Source organism: Pseudomonas marvdashtae, from assembly GCF_014268655.2.
Lineage (GTDB): Bacteria > Pseudomonadota > Gammaproteobacteria > Pseudomonadales > Pseudomonadaceae > Aquipseudomonas > Aquipseudomonas marvdashtae.
In genome coordinates this window covers 474,828-488,462 of record NZ_JABWQX020000001.1, presented here as the reverse complement: position 1 = coordinate 488,462, position 13,635 = coordinate 474,828, and the positions used below count along the sequence as shown (strand labels likewise).

General features: G+C 55.0%; 27 protein-coding genes. All 27 read right to left on the bottom strand.

What is annotated here, in order from left to right:
- Window positions 1-16 precede the first annotated feature (16 nt).
- The 27 genes from rpsD to tuf all read right to left on the bottom strand — a co-directional run bounded on the left by rpsD (window position 17) and on the right by tuf (window position 13,621).
- The gene (gene rpsD, locus HU742_RS02360) at window positions 17-637 is read right to left on the bottom strand and encodes a 30S ribosomal protein S4 (protein WP_003176404.1); all 621 of its coding nucleotides are present in this window, start codon (window positions 635-637) and stop codon (window positions 17-19) included.
- An 18-nt stretch (window positions 638-655) separates the two neighbouring features.
- Entirely contained in the window at window positions 656-1,045 is a 390-nt protein-coding gene (rpsK, locus tag HU742_RS02355; RefSeq protein WP_002555466.1) for a 30S ribosomal protein S11, read from the bottom strand.
- 30 nt (window positions 1,046-1,075) lie between these two features.
- Window positions 1,076-1,432: a 30S ribosomal protein S13 gene (gene rpsM / locus HU742_RS02350; protein ID WP_003186020.1), complete on the bottom strand. Its 357-nt coding sequence runs from the start codon at window positions 1,430-1,432 to the stop codon at window positions 1,076-1,078.
- A gap of 130 nt (window positions 1,433-1,562) precedes the next feature.
- Entirely contained in the window at window positions 1,563-1,679 is a 117-nt protein-coding gene (rpmJ, locus tag HU742_RS02345; protein ID WP_002555468.1) for a 50S ribosomal protein L36, read from the bottom strand.
- 30 nt (window positions 1,680-1,709) lie between these two features.
- Window positions 1,710-3,038, bottom strand: a complete 1,329-nt coding sequence (gene secY, locus HU742_RS02340) for a preprotein translocase subunit SecY (RefSeq protein ID WP_047229771.1) — start codon at window positions 3,036-3,038, stop codon at window positions 1,710-1,712.
- Window positions 3,039-3,476 carry a 50S ribosomal protein L15 gene (gene rplO, locus HU742_RS02335; protein WP_003186032.1) on the bottom strand — a complete coding sequence of 146 codons (438 nt, stop codon included), beginning with the start codon at window positions 3,474-3,476 and terminating at the stop codon, window positions 3,039-3,041.
- Window positions 3,477-3,479: 3 nt separating this feature from the next.
- Entirely contained in the window at window positions 3,480-3,656 is a 177-nt protein-coding gene (rpmD, locus tag HU742_RS02330; RefSeq protein ID WP_010438202.1) for a 50S ribosomal protein L30, read from the bottom strand.
- Between the two features lie 2 nt (window positions 3,657-3,658).
- Entirely contained in the window at window positions 3,659-4,159 is a 501-nt protein-coding gene (rpsE, locus tag HU742_RS02325) for a 30S ribosomal protein S5 (protein WP_003186035.1), read from the bottom strand.
- A gap of 3 nt (window positions 4,160-4,162) precedes the next feature.
- Complete coding sequence (gene rplR, locus HU742_RS02320; protein WP_003186037.1) at window positions 4,163-4,513, bottom strand: 50S ribosomal protein L18; 351 nt, start codon at window positions 4,511-4,513, stop codon at window positions 4,163-4,165.
- 10 nt (window positions 4,514-4,523) lie between these two features.
- Window positions 4,524-5,057, bottom strand: a complete 534-nt coding sequence (rplF, locus tag HU742_RS02315; RefSeq protein ID WP_003186039.1) for a 50S ribosomal protein L6 — start codon at window positions 5,055-5,057, stop codon at window positions 4,524-4,526.
- Between the two features lie 12 nt (window positions 5,058-5,069).
- Complete coding sequence (rpsH, locus tag HU742_RS02310; protein ID WP_003186040.1) at window positions 5,070-5,462, bottom strand: 30S ribosomal protein S8; 393 nt, start codon at window positions 5,460-5,462, stop codon at window positions 5,070-5,072.
- Between the two features lie 210 nt (window positions 5,463-5,672).
- Window positions 5,673-5,978 (bottom strand): 30S ribosomal protein S14, encoded by a 306-nt coding sequence (rpsN, locus tag HU742_RS02305; RefSeq protein ID WP_003186042.1) that lies wholly within the window; start codon window positions 5,976-5,978, stop codon window positions 5,673-5,675.
- A gap of 13 nt (window positions 5,979-5,991) precedes the next feature.
- Window positions 5,992-6,531 carry a 50S ribosomal protein L5 gene (gene rplE / locus HU742_RS02300; RefSeq protein WP_003186044.1) on the bottom strand — a complete coding sequence of 180 codons (540 nt, stop codon included), beginning with the start codon at window positions 6,529-6,531 and terminating at the stop codon, window positions 5,992-5,994.
- A gap of 22 nt (window positions 6,532-6,553) precedes the next feature.
- The gene (gene rplX / locus HU742_RS02295) at window positions 6,554-6,868 is read right to left on the bottom strand and encodes a 50S ribosomal protein L24 (RefSeq protein WP_003176416.1); all 315 of its coding nucleotides are present in this window, start codon (window positions 6,866-6,868) and stop codon (window positions 6,554-6,556) included.
- 11 nt (window positions 6,869-6,879) lie between these two features.
- The gene (rplN, locus tag HU742_RS02290) at window positions 6,880-7,248 is read right to left on the bottom strand and encodes a 50S ribosomal protein L14 (protein WP_002555479.1); all 369 of its coding nucleotides are present in this window, start codon (window positions 7,246-7,248) and stop codon (window positions 6,880-6,882) included.
- A 23-nt stretch (window positions 7,249-7,271) separates the two neighbouring features.
- Window positions 7,272-7,538: a 30S ribosomal protein S17 gene (gene rpsQ / locus HU742_RS02285; RefSeq protein WP_003194644.1), complete on the bottom strand. Its 267-nt coding sequence runs from the start codon at window positions 7,536-7,538 to the stop codon at window positions 7,272-7,274.
- A gap of 2 nt (window positions 7,539-7,540) precedes the next feature.
- Window positions 7,541-7,732 carry a 50S ribosomal protein L29 gene (rpmC, locus tag HU742_RS02280; RefSeq protein ID WP_002555481.1) on the bottom strand — a complete coding sequence of 64 codons (192 nt, stop codon included), beginning with the start codon at window positions 7,730-7,732 and terminating at the stop codon, window positions 7,541-7,543.
- Window positions 7,732-8,145: a 50S ribosomal protein L16 gene (gene rplP / locus HU742_RS02275; RefSeq protein ID WP_003186052.1), complete on the bottom strand. Its 414-nt coding sequence runs from the start codon at window positions 8,143-8,145 to the stop codon at window positions 7,732-7,734. Before rplP ends, rpmC begins: the two co-directional genes overlap by 1 nt.
- Before the next feature lie 12 nt (window positions 8,146-8,157).
- On the bottom strand, window positions 8,158-8,844 hold the full coding sequence (gene rpsC / locus HU742_RS02270; RefSeq protein ID WP_003176422.1) for a 30S ribosomal protein S3: 687 nt from the start codon (window positions 8,842-8,844) through the stop codon (window positions 8,158-8,160).
- Between the two features lie 13 nt (window positions 8,845-8,857).
- Window positions 8,858-9,190 carry a 50S ribosomal protein L22 gene (rplV, locus tag HU742_RS02265; RefSeq protein WP_003103908.1) on the bottom strand — a complete coding sequence of 111 codons (333 nt, stop codon included), beginning with the start codon at window positions 9,188-9,190 and terminating at the stop codon, window positions 8,858-8,860.
- An 11-nt stretch (window positions 9,191-9,201) separates the two neighbouring features.
- Window positions 9,202-9,477 carry a 30S ribosomal protein S19 gene (gene rpsS, locus HU742_RS02260; protein WP_002555486.1) on the bottom strand — a complete coding sequence of 92 codons (276 nt, stop codon included), beginning with the start codon at window positions 9,475-9,477 and terminating at the stop codon, window positions 9,202-9,204.
- Between the two features lie 16 nt (window positions 9,478-9,493).
- The gene (gene rplB, locus HU742_RS02255; protein WP_003210080.1) at window positions 9,494-10,318 is read right to left on the bottom strand and encodes a 50S ribosomal protein L2; all 825 of its coding nucleotides are present in this window, start codon (window positions 10,316-10,318) and stop codon (window positions 9,494-9,496) included.
- A 14-nt stretch (window positions 10,319-10,332) separates the two neighbouring features.
- Window positions 10,333-10,632 (bottom strand): 50S ribosomal protein L23, encoded by a 300-nt coding sequence (gene rplW / locus HU742_RS02250; protein ID WP_002555488.1) that lies wholly within the window; start codon window positions 10,630-10,632, stop codon window positions 10,333-10,335.
- Complete coding sequence (gene rplD, locus HU742_RS02245; RefSeq protein ID WP_007896707.1) at window positions 10,629-11,231, bottom strand: 50S ribosomal protein L4; 603 nt, start codon at window positions 11,229-11,231, stop codon at window positions 10,629-10,631. The genes rplW and rplD overlap by 4 nt, the downstream gene beginning before the upstream one ends.
- A gap of 12 nt (window positions 11,232-11,243) precedes the next feature.
- Window positions 11,244-11,879: a 50S ribosomal protein L3 gene (gene rplC, locus HU742_RS02240; protein WP_003186059.1), complete on the bottom strand. Its 636-nt coding sequence runs from the start codon at window positions 11,877-11,879 to the stop codon at window positions 11,244-11,246.
- A gap of 80 nt (window positions 11,880-11,959) precedes the next feature.
- Window positions 11,960-12,271 carry a 30S ribosomal protein S10 gene (gene rpsJ, locus HU742_RS02235; RefSeq protein WP_003186070.1) on the bottom strand — a complete coding sequence of 104 codons (312 nt, stop codon included), beginning with the start codon at window positions 12,269-12,271 and terminating at the stop codon, window positions 11,960-11,962.
- A 156-nt stretch (window positions 12,272-12,427) separates the two neighbouring features.
- Complete coding sequence (tuf, locus tag HU742_RS02230; RefSeq protein WP_003186071.1) at window positions 12,428-13,621, bottom strand: elongation factor Tu; 1,194 nt, start codon at window positions 13,619-13,621, stop codon at window positions 12,428-12,430.
- Window positions 13,622-13,635 lie beyond the last annotated feature (14 nt).

Sequence of the window (13,635 nt, the reverse complement as noted above, 5' to 3'; positions counted from 1 at the left end):
ACCTATTTTCTAGCCCTTACTTGGAGTAGAGCTCGACAATCAGGCTTTCGTTGATGTCGGCGGACAGATCACTGCGAGCAGGAACGTTCTTGAAAACGCCCGACTTCTTCTCAGTGTCTACTTCTACCCATTCTACGCGGCCACGTTGGGCACACAGATCGAGAGCTTGGACAATGCGAAGTTGGTTTTTTGCCTTCTCGCGAACAGCGACCACGTCACCAGCACGAACCTGGTAGGACGGAACGTTCACGGTCTGGCCGTTAACGCTGATCGACTTGTGCGATACCAGCTGACGGGATTCGGCACGAGTAGAACCGAAACCCATACGGTATACAACGTTGTCCAGACGGCATTCGAGCAGCTGCAACAGGTTTTCGCCGGTTGCGCCTTTCTTGCCAGCAGCTTCTTTGTAGTAGCCGCTGAATTGACGCTCGAGAACGCCGTAGATACGACGGACCTTCTGCTTTTCACGCAGTTGGGTGCCGTAATCGGACTGGCGACCGCGGCGTTGGCCGTGGATACCAGGTGCTGCTTCGATGTTGCACTTCGATTCGATCGCGCGCACGCCGCTCTTCAGAAAGAGATCGGTGCCTTCGCGACGAGCGAGTTTGCATTTTGGACCAATGTAACGAGCCATTCTTTACAATCTCCTGGATTACACGCGGCGCTTCTTCGGCGGACGGCACCCGTTGTGCGGGATTGGCGTCACGTCGGTGATGCTGGCGATCTTGTAGCCACAGCCGTTCAAAGCGCGGACTGCGGATTCACGACCTGGACCTGGACCTTTGACGTTGACGTCGAGGTTTTTCAGGCCGTATTCCAGCGCAGCTTGACCAGCACGCTCGGCAGCTACTTGAGCAGCGAACGGGGTGGACTTGCGGGAACCGCGGAAACCCGAACCACCGGAGGTAGCCCAGGAAAGAGCGTTACCTTGACGGTCGGTAATGGTCACGATGGTGTTGTTAAAAGAAGCATGGATGTGGGCGATGCCATCAACCACTGTCTTTTTAACTTTTTTACGAGGACGAGCAGCAGGTTTTGCCATGATTAAATTCCTGTCGATTCGCTGGGGCGATTACTTGCGGATCGGCTTACGCGGACCTTTACGGGTACGCGCGTTGGTCTTGGTACGCTGACCGCGTACTGGCAGACCACGACGATGACGCAGACCGCGATAGCAACCGAGGTCCATCAAGCGCTTGATTTTCATGTTGATTTCGCGACGCAGGTCACCTTCAGTGGTGAACTTCGCCACTTCGCCACGCAGCTGTTCAATTTGCTCGTCGCTCAGATCCTTGATCTTTGCCGCTGGGTTGACCCCAGTCACTGCACAAATTTTCTGTGCAGTAGTGCGACCAACACCATAGATGTAGGTCAGCGAGATAACAGTATGCTTGTTATCTGGAATGTTAACGCCTGCAATACGGGCCATTCAGTGGGACTCCAATTGACAGCTACCTACGCCCCGGAAGCCAAGAAATAGGGCGCGAGATAATATCGCTGTAATAACAAATAATCAACCCGGCAGCGCACTAGCTGCCGGGCTTAAAGCACAATCACACTCAGCCTTGGCGCTGTTTGTGACGCGGTTCCGCGCTGCAAATTACCCGAACAACACCTTCGCGGCGAATAATCTTGCAGTTACGGCACAGCTTTTTCACCGATGCACGAACTTTCATCACCAACTCCTCGAACCTTATGGACGCTACTCAGCGCAACATGCCGCTGCCGTAGCCCTTCAGGTTGGCTTTCTTCATCAGGGATTCGTACTGGTGCGAAACGAGGTGCGATTGTACTTGGGACATGAAGTCCATCACAACCACGACCACGATCAGCAACGAGGTCCCGCCAAGGTAGAACGGAACGTTTGCCGCAACCACCAGGAACTGGGGAAGCAAGCAGACGGCCGTCATGTAAAGAGCACCGAACAAGGTCAAACGAGTCAGAACGCCATCAATGTAGCGTGCGGACTGCTCACCAGGACGGATACCCGGAATAAAGGCACCGGACTTCTTCAGGTTTTCCGCTACGTCTTTCGGATTGAACATCAACGCCGTATAGAAGAAGCAGAAGAAAATAATCCCTGCACTAAACAGCAGAATATTCAACGGCTGACCAGGAGCGATCGACTGCGAGATGTCCTGCAACCAGCCCATACCTTCAGACTGGCCGAACCAGGCACCCAACGAAGCCGGGAACAGCAAGATGCTGCTCGCGAAAATGGCCGGGATTACGCCGGCCATGTTCACCTTCAACGGCAAGTGGCTGGTCTGCGCAGCAAATACCTTGCGGCCCTGCTGACGCTTGGCGTAGTGAACAGCAATACGACGCTGACCACGCTCAATGAACACCACGAAACCGATAATCGCTACTGCCAGCAAACCGATGGCAACCAGGGCGAAGATGTTGATATCACCCTGACGCGCAGACTCGAAAGACTGCCCAATCGCCCTCGGAAGACCGGCGACGATACCTGCGAAGATCAACATCGAGATACCGTTGCCAACACCACGCTCAGTAATCTGCTCACCCAGCCACATCATGAACATCGCACCCGCCACAAAAGTGGTTACCGCGACGAAATGGAAGCCAAAGTCACCAGTGAACGCTACGCCCTGCCCCGCCAGACCGATGGACATGCCAACAGCCTGGACAAGAGCAAGAACGACGGTGAGGTAGCGGGTGTACTGGCTGATCTTGCGACGGCCAGCTTCACCTTCCTTCTTCAACTGCTCCAGCTGCGGGCTGACGGCGGTCATCAATTGCATGATGATCGATGCCGAGATGTACGGCATGATCCCCAGTGCAAAAATGCTCATCCGTTCCAGCGCGCCGCCGGAAAACATGTTGAACAAGCTAAGAATGGTCCCCTCATTCTGTCGAAACAGGTCCGCGAGTCGGTCCGGGTTGATACCTGGAACCGGGATGTGTGCGCCTATTCGGTAGACGATAATCGCCAGGAACAGAAAACGCAGACGAGCCCAGAGTTCAGACATACCGCCTTTGCCGAGCGCAGAGAGAGCACCTTGCTTAGCCATTTATTCCTCGAACTTGCCGCCAGCTGCTTCGATAGCCGCACGCGCACCTTTGGTGGCGCCGATTCCCTTTCCGATGGTGACAGCACGAGCAACTTCGCCCGACAGCATGATTTTCACACGCTGTACGTTCTGGTTGATCACATTGGCATCCTTCAGGGACTGCACGGTGACGATGTCGCCGTCCACTTTGGCCAGTTCGGACAGACGCACTTCTGCGCGGTCCATGGCTTTCAGGGAAACGAAACCGAATTTCGGCAGGCGACGATGCAGCGGCTGTTGACCGCCTTCAAAGCCTGGAGCGATGGTGCCACCGGAGCGGGAGGTCTGACCTTTGTGGCCACGGCCACCGGTCTTGCCCAAACCACTACCGATACCACGGCCCGGACGATGCTTTTCGCGACGGGAACCCGGCGCTGGACTCAGATCATTGAGTTTCATCGATTAACCCTCGACACGCAGCATGTAGTAAGCCTTGTTGATCATCCCGCGATTCTCGGGAGTATCCAGGACTTCTACAGTGTGACCGATGCGACGCAGACCCAAACCCTTAACGCACAATCTGTGGTTAGGGATGCGGCCGGTCATGCTTTTGATCAGCGTAACTTTTACGGTAGCCATGATCAGAAGATCTCCTTGACGCTTTTGCCACGCTTGGCGGCAATGGATTCAGGAGACTGCATTGCTTTCAAACCCTTGAAAGTGGCGTGAACCACGTTTACTGGGTTAGTCGAGCCGTAGCACTTGGCCAGAACGTTCTGAACGCCAGCAACTTCGAGGACAGCACGCATAGCGCCGCCAGCGATGATACCGGTACCTTCAGAAGCAGGCTGCATGTACACCTTCGAAGCGCCATGGGCGGACTTCATTGCGTACTGCAGGGTGGTGCCGTTCAGATCAACCTGGATCATGTTGCGGCGAGCAGCTTCCATTGCCTTCTGGATCGCAGCAGGCACTTCACGCGACTTGCCACGGCCGAAGCCAACACGGCCCTTACCATCACCAACCACGGTCAACGCGGTGAAAGTGAAGATACGGCCGCCTTTAACGGTTTTGGCTACGCGGTTAACTTGAACCAGCTTCTCGATGTAGCCTTCGTCGCGCTTTTGGTCGTTATTTGACATAACTTAGAACTCCAGCCCAGCTTCACGAGCAGCATCAGCCAGCGCCTTGACGCGGCCGTGGTACTTGAAGCCAGAGCGGTCGAAAGCCACCTGCGAGACGCCAGCGGCTTTAGCACGCGTAGCGACCAGCTGGCCAACCTTAGTGGCCGCGTCGATGTTGCCAGTGGCACCATCACGCAGTTCTTTATCCAAAGTCGAGGCACTTGCCAGGACTTTGTTGCCGTCGGCCGAAATGACCTGGGCGTAGATGTGCTGCGACGAGCGGAACACGCAGAGACGCACGACTTCGAGTTCGTGCATTTTCAGGCGTGCTTTGCGAGCGCGACGCAGTCGAGTAACTTTTTTGTCGGTCATTTGCTATGCCCTACTTCTTCTTGGCTTCTTTACGACGGACGACTTCGTCCGCGTAGCGCACACCTTTGCCTTTGTACGGCTCTGGTGGACGGAAGTCGCGGATCTCGGCGGCCACTTGACCTACCAGCTGCTTGTCGATGCCCTTGATCAGGATATCGGTCTGGCTAGGAGTCTCAGCGGTGATGCCTTCCGGCAGTTCATAATCCACTGGGTGCGAGAAGCCAAGAGCCAGGTTCAGCACTGTGCCTTTTGCTTGCGCTTTGTAACCAACACCGACCAGCTGGAGCTTGCGCTCGAAGCCTTGGCTTACGCCTTGGACCATGTTGTTTACCAACGCACGAGTGGTACCAGCCATTGCGCGAGTCTGTTGATCGCCATTGCGAGCAGCGAAACGCAGCTCACCAGCTTCTTCAACGATCTCAACGGACGAATGGATGTTCAGTTGCAGAGTGCCCTTGGCACCCTTCACCGAAAGCTGTTGGCCTGCGAATTTGACTTCGACACCGGCTGGCAGCTTAACGGGGTTCTTAGCGACGCGTGACATGCTTATCCCCCCTTAGAACACAGTGCAAAGAACTTCGCCGCCGACACCGGCAGCGCGCGCAGCACGATCCGTCATCACACCTTTGTTGGTGGAGACGATAGACACACCGAGACCGCCACGAACTTTTGGCAGATCATCGACGGACTTGTACTGACGCAGGCCAGGACGGCTAACGCGCTTCACTTCCTCGATGACCGGACGGCCTTCGAAGTACTTCAGCTCGATGGACAGCAGAGGCTTGATTTCGCTGCTGATCTGATAACCCGCAATGTAACCTTCGTCCTTCAGGACTTTGGCAACAGCTACCTTCAACGTAGAAGATGGCATGCTTACGACGGACTTTTCAGCCATCTGGGCATTACGGATACGAGTTAGCATGTCCGCTAACGGGTCCTGCATACTCATGGGCTAGACGCTCCTAATACACAAAAAATTAGCCTCTCGGCTAGTACGTGTCGCCGAGCGCATCCGTGCGATAAAAGCACGGGCTCAGGCGAGCCGGGTATTCTAGACACACCCCACAAATGAATCAAGCCCCAAAAGGGGCTTGATTCAAGTTCAAGGTCACCGACGGTCAGGATCTTGCGATTCCGAACGCCGCGACTTTGACAGTGCTTACCAGCTGGCTTTAACCAGACCTGGAACGTCACCACGCATTGCAGCTTGACGCAGCATGTTACGGCCGAGGCCGAACTTGCGGTACACGCCGTGCGGACGACCAGTCAGGCGGCAGCGGTTACGCATGCGCGAGGCGCTGGCGTCACGTGGCTGCTTCTGCAGTGCTACGGTAGCTTCCCAACGTGCTTCTGGACTTGCGTTCAGATCCACGATGATCGCTTTCAGCGCTGCACGCTTGGTGGCGTACTTGGCAACGGTGAGCTGACGCTTCAGCTCACGGTTCTTCATGCTCTTCTTGGCCATTTTCCTACTCCAATCAGTTGCGGAACGGGAATTTGAAAGCGCGCAGCAATGCGCGACCTTCGTCATCCGTCCGAGCAGTGGTGGTCAGGGTAATGTCCAGACCGCGGAGAGCGTCGATCTTGTCGTAATCGATTTCCGGGAAAATGATCTGCTCTTTTACGCCCATGCTGTAGTTGCCACGACCATCGAAGGACTTGGCATTCAGGCCGCGGAAGTCGCGAACCCGAGGCAGGGAGATCGACAGCAGACGATCCAGGAACTCGTACATACGCTCACGGCGCAGGGTCACTTTGACGCCGATCGGCCAACCTTCACGGACTTTAAAGCCAGCGATGGATTTCCGAGCGTAAGTCACAACGACTTTCTGACCGGTGATCTTTTCCAGGTCGGCAACAGCGTGCTCGATGACTTTTTTGTCGCCGATCGCTTCGCCCAGACCCATGTTCAGGGTGATTTTGGTAACGCGCGGAACTTCCATCACGTTCGAAAGCTTAAGTTCTTCCTTAAGTTTCGGTGCGATTTCCTTCCGGTAAATCTCTTTTAGTCGTGCCATGGTCTCATCTACCTAGCAGTGTTCAAGCATCAACCGCTTTTTGGGTCGACTTGAAGACACGAATTTTCTTGCCGTCTTCTACTTTGAAACCAACGCGGTCAGCCTTGTTGGTTTCGCCGTTGAAAATGGCGACGTTAGAAGCATCCAGTGGAGCTTCTTTTTCGACGATACCGCCCTGCACGCCCGACATCGGGTTAGGCTTGGTATGACGCTTGACCAGGTTCAGACCGCCAATAACCAGACGGTTGTTAGCGAGAACCTTAAGCACCTTACCGCGCTTACCTTTGTCTTTGCCGGCGATCACGATGATCTCGTCGTCACGACGAATCTTTTGCATGTCGGATCTCCTTACAGCACTTCTGGGGCGAGCGAGACGATCTTCATGAACTTCTCAGTACGAAGTTCACGGGTCACTGGCCCAAAGATACGGGTGCCGATTGGCTCTTGCTTGTTGTTCAGCAGAACAGCAGCGTTGCCATCAAAGCGGATGATGGAGCCGTCAGCACGACGAACACCATGGCGAGTGCGGACTACAACAGCAGTCATCACTTGACCTTTCTTCACCTTGCCGCGAGGAATTGCTTCCTTGACGGTAACTTTGATGATGTCACCGATACCAGCGTAACGACGATGGGAGCCACCCAGCACCTTGATGCACATAACACGGCGAGCGCCGCTGTTATCGGCCACATCGAGCATGGATTGAGTCTGAATCATATAATTTCTCCGACCCCTAGCCCTTAGACTTCCACAGCGCGTTCGAGAACATCAACCAGCGCCCAAGACTTGGTCTTGGCCATCGGACGAGTTTCACGAATAGTGACTTTGTCGCCGATGTGGCACTGATTGGTTTCGTCGTGCGCGTGCAGCTTAGTCGAACGCTTAACGTATTTACCGTAGATCGGGTGCTTAACGCGACGCTCGATCAGAACGGTGATGGTTTTGTCCATCTTGTCGCTGACAACACGGCCAGTCAGCGTACGGACAGTTTTTTCGGCTTCAGCCATGATTACTTACCTGCCTGCTGGTTGAGCACAGTTTTCACGCGAGCGATGTCACGCTTAACTTGCGAGAGCAGATGAGACTGCCCCAACTGGCCAGTTGCCTTCTGCATACGCAGATTGAACTGGTCGCGCAGCAGGCCGAGCAGTTGCTCGTTCAGCTGCTGTGCTGATTTTTCACGAAGTTCATTCGCTTTCATCACATCACCGTCCGTTTAACAAAGGAGGTGGCGAGCGGCAGCTTTGCAGCAGCCAGGGCGAAAGCCTCACGCGCCAGCTCTTCAGAAACACCCTCGATTTCATACAGGACTTTGCCTGGCTGAATCTGGGCAACCCAGTACTCCACGTTACCCTTACCTTTACCCATCCGAACTTCGAGTGGCTTCTTGGTGACAGGCTTGTCCGGGAATACACGGATCCAGATCTTGCCGCCACGTTTTACGTGACGGGTCAGAGCACGACGCGCTGACTCGATCTGACGAGCGGTGAGACGACCACGAGCAACAGACTTCAGCGCGAACTCGCCGAAGCTGACTTTGCTACCGCGCAATGCCAGGCCACGGTTGTGACCGGTCATCTGCTTGCGGAACTTCGTACGCTTTGGTTGCAACATTTGGCGTACCCCTTACTTAGCAGCTTTTTTACGAGGCGCTGGTGCTTGTGGTTTCAGTTCTTCTTGGCGACCACCAATTACTTCGCCTTTGAAGATCCAAACCTTTACACCGATCACACCGTAAGTGGTGTGAGCTTCGTAGTTGGCATAGTCGATGTCGGCACGCAGGGTGTGCAGAGGCACACGACCTTCGCGATACCATTCAGTACGTGCGATTTCAGCACCGCCGAGACGACCGCTCACTTGGATTTTGATGCCTTTGGCACCAATGCGCATTGCGTTCTGTACAGCGCGCTTCATAGCGCGACGGAACATTACGCGACGCTCCAGCTGCTGAGCTACGCTCTGCGCAACCAGCATACCGTCGAGCTCCGGCTTGCGGATCTCTTCGATATTGATGTGCACAGGCACACCCATTTGCTTGGTCAGGTCCTGACGCAGCTTCTCAACATCTTCACCTTTCTTCCCGATAACGATACCTGGACGAGCGGTGTGGATGGTGATGCGTGCAGTCTGCGCCGGACGATGGATATCGATACGGCTTACGGACGCGCTTTTTAGTTTGTCTTGGAGATACTCACGCACCTTCAGATCAGCGAACAAATAGTCCGCATAAGTCCGACCGTCTGCGTACCAGACGGAGGTGTGCTCCTTGACGATTCCCAGGCGAATGCCAATGGGATGTACTTTCTGACCCATCTCTTCGACTCCGTTACTTGTCAGCAACCTTGACAGTGATATGGCAAGACCGCTTGACGATGCGATCAGCACGGCCTTTGGCACGTGGCATGATGCGCTTCAGCGAACGCCCTTCGTTGACGAAAACGGTGCTGACCTTCAGGTCATCAACGTCTGCGCCTTCGTTATGCTCGGCGTTGGCTACGGCCGACTCCAGCACTTTCTTCATGATCTCGGCGGCTTTCTTACTGCTGAAAGCCAACAGGTTGAGCGCTTCGCCCACCTTCTTCCCGCGGATCTGGTCGGCGACCAAGCGGGCTTTCTGGGCGGAGATTCGAGCGCCCGACAACTTAGCGGCTACTTCCATTTCCTAACCCCTTAACGCTTGGCTTTCTTGTCAGCCACGTGCCCACGATATGTGCGGGTACCGGCGAACTCGCCCAGTTTGTGGCCGACCATGTCTTCGTTCACGAGAACTGGGACGTGCTGGCGACCGTTGTGTACTGCGATGGTCAGACCGACCATTTGTGGCAGGATCATCGAACGACGCGACCAGGTCTTAACTGGTTTGCGATCGTTCTTTTCCGCCGCCACTTCGATCTTCTTCAGTAGGTGAAGATCAATAAAAGGACCTTTTTTCAGAGAACGTGGCACTGTCGTATCCCTCTATTTACTTGCGACGACGGACGATCATTTTGTCGGTACGCTTATTACCACGAGTCTTCGCGCCCTTAGTCGGGAAGCCCCATGGCGATACCGGATGACGACCACCAGAGGTACGACCTTCACCACCACCATGTGGGTGGTCAACCGGGTTCATGGCAACACCACGAACGGTTGGGCGAACGCCACGCCAGCGCTTGGCACCAGCTTTACCCAACGAACGCAGGCTGTGCTCGGAGTTCGAGACTTCGCCCAGGGTCGCACGGCATTCAGCCAGTACTTTACGCATCTCACCAGAACGCAGACGCAGGGTCACGTAGACACCTTCACGAGCGATCAGCTGAGCCGAAGCACCAGCGGAACGAGCGATCTGTGCGCCTTTACCTGGCTTCAATTCGATGCCGTGTACGGTGCTACCAACTGGAATGTTACGCAGTTGCAGAGCGTTGCCCGGCTTGATCGGTGCCAGGGCACCTGCGATCAGCTGGTCGCCAGCACTCACGCCTTTAGGGGCGATGATGTAGCGACGCTCGCCATCTGCGTACAGCAGCAGAGCGATGTGAGCAGTACGGTTTGGATCGTATTCGATACGCTCGACGGTGGCAGCGATGCCATCCTTGTCGTTGCGACGGAAGTCGACCAGACGATAATGCTGCTTATGGCCACCACCGATGTGACGCGTGGTAATACGACCATTGTTGTTACGACCACCAGTCTTCGATTTTTTCTCGAGCAGCGGTGCGTGAGGAGCGCCTTTATGCAGCTCCTGGTTGACCACCTTGACCACAAAACGGCGGCCAGGGGAAGTCGGTTTGCATTTAACGATTGCCATGATGCACCCCTTCCTTACTCAGCACTGCTGCTGAAATCGAGATCTTGGCCTGGCTGAAGGGAGATAACTGCCTTCTTCCAGTCATTACGCTTGCCCAGACCGCGAGCAGTGCGCTTGCTCTTACCCAGAACATTCAGGGTAGTAACACGCTCTACTTTCACGCTGAACAGGCTTTCGACGGCCTTCTTGATTTCCAGCTTGGTTGCGTCAGTTGCAACCTTGAAAACGAACTGGCCTTTCTTGTCAGCCAGAACCGTAGCCTTCTCGGAAACGTGCGGGCCGAGCAGAACTTTAAATACGCGTTCCTGGTTCATCCCAGCAGCTCCTCGAATTTCTTCACGGCCGACACGGTGATCAACACCTTGTCGTATGCGATCAGACTAACTGGATCGGAACCTTGCACGTCACGTACATCAACGTGTGGCAGGTTGCGAGCAGCCAGGTACAGGTTCTGATCAACTACTTCAGACACGATCAAGACGTCAGTCAGGCCCATGCCGGTCAGTTTGTTCAGCAGATCTTTGGTCTTCGGTGCATCAACAGCGAAGTCCTGAACCACGACCAGACGATCAGTACGCACCAGCTCAGCAAGGATGGAACGCATTGCTGCGCGATACATCTTCTTGTTCAGCTTCTGGGTGTGATCCTGAGGACGAGCTGCGAAAGTGGTACCGCCGCCACGCCAGATTGGGCTACGGATAGTACCGGCACGAGCACGGCCAGTACCTTTCTGACGCCACGGGCGCTTACCGCCACCACGAACGTCGGAACGGGTCTTTTGCTGCTTGCTACCTTGACGGCCGCCGGCCATGTAGGCCACGACTGCTTGGTGAACCAGCGTCTCGTTGAATTCGCCGCCAAATGTCAGTTCGGAAACTTCGATCGCTTGAGCGTCATTTACATTTAATTGCATGTCAGCTTCCCCTTAACCGCGAGCCTTGGCTGCTGGACGTACAACCAAGTTGCCGCCAGTAGCGCCAGGAACAGCGCCCTTGACCAACAACAGATTGCGTTCAGCGTCCACGCGCACTACTTCGAGGGACTGCACGGTCACGCGCTCAGCGCCCATATGACCGGACATTTTTTTGCCCTTGAATACACGACCAGGAGTCTGGCACTGGCCGATAGAGCCTGGAACGCGGTGGGACACGGAGTTACCGTGGGTATTATCTTGCCCGCGGAAGTTCCAACGCTTGATCGTACCCTGGAAGCCTTTACCCTTGGACTGACCGGTTACATCAACCAGTTGGCCAGCGGCGAAGATTTCAGCGTTGATCAGATCGCCGGCCTGGTACTCGCCTTCTTCAAGGCGGAATTCCATTACGGTACGACCAGCGGCAACGTTCGCCTTGGCGAAGTGGCCAGCTTGAGCAGCTGTAACACGCGAAGCGCGACGCTCGCCGACAGTGACTTGCACTGCACGATAGCCATCGGTCTCTTCAGTTTTGAACTGGGTGACGCGATTCGGCTCGATCTCAATGACCGTGACCGGAATGGAGACACCTTCTTCGGTGAAAATACGGGTCATACCGCATTTACGACCGACTACACCAATAGTCATGTTGTAAACCTCATGAGTGTACGGGGCTTTCACCCGCTATGGCCGCCCATTTCAGAGCGTTACACGACTAAGACCGAGTCTTAGCCGAGGCTGATCTGCACTTCCACACCGGCCGCAAGATCGAGCTTCATAAGAGCATCAACGGTTTTATCCGTTGGCTGGACGATGTCCAGAACGCGCTTATGAGTACGGATCTCGTACTGGTCACGCGCGTCTTTGTTGACGTGCGGGGAGACCAGAACGGTGAACCGCTCTTTACGGGTAGGCAGTGGAATTGGACCACGCACTTGAGCACCAGTACGTTTCGCGGTTTCCACGATTTCCTGGGTGGATTGGTCGATCAGGCGATGGTCGAAAGCCTTCAACCTGATACGGATTTGCTGATTTTGCATTGGATTTCAGACTCCGGCTGCTATTCCCACCGGGCGCAATACGCCCGTTAAAAGGAGGCGCAATTCTATAGACGCCCCCGATAGGTGTCAACCCAATAAAAAAGCCCCCGCTGGGCGGGGGCTCTTTCAATCCATCAGAGCGAACTCAAAAAGAGCTTACTCGATGATTTTGGCTACGACGCCAGCGCCGACGGTACGACCGCCTTCACGGATAGCGAAACGCAGACCGTCTTCCATTGCGATGGTCTTGATCAGGGTGACAACCATTTTGATGTTGTCGCCTGGCATTACCATTTCAACGCCTTCCGGCAGTTCGCAGTTACCGGTCACGTCAGTGGTCCGGAAGTAGAACTGTGGACGGTAGCCTTTGAAGAACGGAGTGTGACGACCGCCTTCTTCTTTGCTCAGAACGTACACTTCAGCTTCGAACTTGGTGTGCGGCTTGACCGAACCTGGCTTAACCAGAACCTGGCCACGCTCAACGTCGTCACGCTTGGTACCACGCAGCAGAACGCCGCAGTTCTCGCCAGCACGACCTTCGTCGAGCAGCTTGCGGAACATTTCAACACCGGTGCAGGTGGTGACGGTGGTGTCACGCAGACCAACGATTTCCAGTGGATCCTGAACCTTGACGATACCGCGCTCGATACGGCCAGTCACAACAGTACCGCGACCGGAGATCGAGAATACGTCTTCGATTGGCATCAGGAACGGCTTGTCGATCACACGAACTGGTTCTGGGATGTAGCTGTCCAGAGTTTCTACCAGGCGCTTGACAGCGGTGGTACCCATTTCGTTGTCGTCTTGGCCGTTCAGAGCCATCAGAGCCGAACCGATGATGATTGGAGTGTCATCACCTGGGAAGTCGTAAGTGCTCAGCAGATCGCGCACTTCCATCTCAACCAGTTCCAGCAGCTCAGCGTCGTCAACCATGTCAGCCTTGTTCAGGAAGACAACGATGTACGGAACGCCTACCTGACGGGACAGCAGGATGTGCTCACGGGTTTGTGGCATCGGACCATCAGCGGCCGAGCAAACCAGGATCGCGCCGTCCATCTGGGCAGCACCGGTGATCATGTTCTTCACATAGTCAGCGTGACCTGGGCAGTCAACGTGAGCGTAGTGACGAATCGAAGAGTTGTACTCAACGTGCGCGGTGTTGATGGTGATACCACGAGCCTTCTCTTCCGGAGCGCTGTCGATTTTGTCGAAAGCAACAACGGCCGAACCGAAAACTTCGGAGCAGACGCGAGTCAGAGCAGCAGTCAGAGTGGTTTTACCGTGGTCAACGTGACCAATGGTGCCAACGTTGACGTGCGGTAGGGAACGATCAAATTTTTCTTTAGCCACGACAATTAACTCCT

Excerpts from the sequence above, each read along its gene's own strand:
- rpsD (WP_003176404.1), bottom strand. The coding sequence starts at position 637 with ATGGCTCGTTACATTGGTCCAAAATGCAAACTCGCTCGTCGCGAAGGC.
- rpsK (WP_002555466.1), bottom strand. The coding sequence starts at position 1,045 with ATGGCAAAACCTGCTGCTCGTCCTCGTAAAAAAGTTAAAAAGACAGTG.
- rpsM (WP_003186020.1), bottom strand. The coding sequence starts at position 1,432 with ATGGCCCGTATTGCAGGCGTTAACATTCCAGATAACAAGCATACTGTT.
- rpmJ (WP_002555468.1), bottom strand. The coding sequence starts at position 1,679 with ATGAAAGTTCGTGCATCGGTGAAAAAGCTGTGCCGTAACTGCAAGATT.
- secY (WP_047229771.1), bottom strand. The coding sequence starts at position 3,038 with ATGGCTAAGCAAGGTGCTCTCTCTGCGCTCGGCAAAGGCGGTATGTCT.
- rplO (WP_003186032.1), bottom strand. The coding sequence starts at position 3,476 with ATGAAACTCAATGATCTGAGTCCAGCGCCGGGTTCCCGTCGCGAAAAG.
- rpmD (WP_010438202.1), bottom strand. The coding sequence starts at position 3,656 with ATGGCTACCGTAAAAGTTACGCTGATCAAAAGCATGACCGGCCGCATC.
- rpsE (WP_003186035.1), bottom strand. The coding sequence starts at position 4,159 with ATGTCAAATAACGACCAAAAGCGCGACGAAGGCTACATCGAGAAGCTG.
- rplR (WP_003186037.1), bottom strand. The coding sequence starts at position 4,513 with ATGACCGACAAAAAAGTTACTCGACTGCGTCGCGCTCGCAAAGCACGC.
- rplF (WP_003186039.1), bottom strand. The coding sequence starts at position 5,057 with ATGTCACGCGTCGCTAAGAACCCCGTTAAGCTGCCAGCCGGTGTCGAA.
- rpsH (WP_003186040.1), bottom strand. The coding sequence starts at position 5,462 with ATGAGTATGCAGGACCCGTTAGCGGACATGCTAACTCGTATCCGTAAT.
- rpsN (WP_003186042.1), bottom strand. The coding sequence starts at position 5,978 with ATGGCCAAGAAGAGCATGAAGAACCGTGAGCTGAAGCGTCAGCTCACC.
- rplE (WP_003186044.1), bottom strand. The coding sequence starts at position 6,531 with ATGGCACGACTAAAAGAGATTTACCGGAAGGAAATCGCACCGAAACTT.
- rplX (WP_003176416.1), bottom strand. The coding sequence starts at position 6,868 with ATGCAAAAGATTCGTCGTGACGACGAGATCATCGTGATCGCCGGCAAA.
- rplN (WP_002555479.1), bottom strand. The coding sequence starts at position 7,248 with ATGATTCAGACTCAATCCATGCTCGATGTGGCCGATAACAGCGGCGCT.
- rpsQ (WP_003194644.1), bottom strand. The coding sequence starts at position 7,538 with ATGGCTGAAGCCGAAAAAACTGTCCGTACGCTGACTGGCCGTGTTGTC.
- rpmC (WP_002555481.1), bottom strand. The coding sequence starts at position 7,732 with ATGAAAGCGAATGAACTTCGTGAAAAATCAGCACAGCAGCTGAACGAG.
- rplP (WP_003186052.1), bottom strand. The coding sequence starts at position 8,145 with ATGTTGCAACCAAAGCGTACGAAGTTCCGCAAGCAGATGACCGGTCAC.
- rpsC (WP_003176422.1), bottom strand. The coding sequence starts at position 8,844 with ATGGGTCAGAAAGTACATCCCATTGGCATTCGCCTGGGAATCGTCAAG.
- rplV (WP_003103908.1), bottom strand. The coding sequence starts at position 9,190 with ATGGAAGTAGCCGCTAAGTTGTCGGGCGCTCGAATCTCCGCCCAGAAA.
- rplB (WP_003210080.1), bottom strand. The coding sequence starts at position 10,318 with ATGGCAATCGTTAAATGCAAACCGACTTCCCCTGGCCGCCGTTTTGTG.
- rplW (WP_002555488.1), bottom strand. The coding sequence starts at position 10,632 with ATGAACCAGGAACGCGTATTTAAAGTTCTGCTCGGCCCGCACGTTTCC.
- rplD (WP_007896707.1), bottom strand. The coding sequence starts at position 11,231 with ATGCAATTAAATGTAAATGACGCTCAAGCGATCGAAGTTTCCGAACTG.
- rplC (WP_003186059.1), bottom strand. The coding sequence starts at position 11,879 with ATGACTATTGGTGTAGTCGGTCGTAAATGCGGTATGACCCGTATTTTC.
- rpsJ (WP_003186070.1), bottom strand. The coding sequence starts at position 12,271 with ATGCAAAATCAGCAAATCCGTATCAGGTTGAAGGCTTTCGACCATCGC.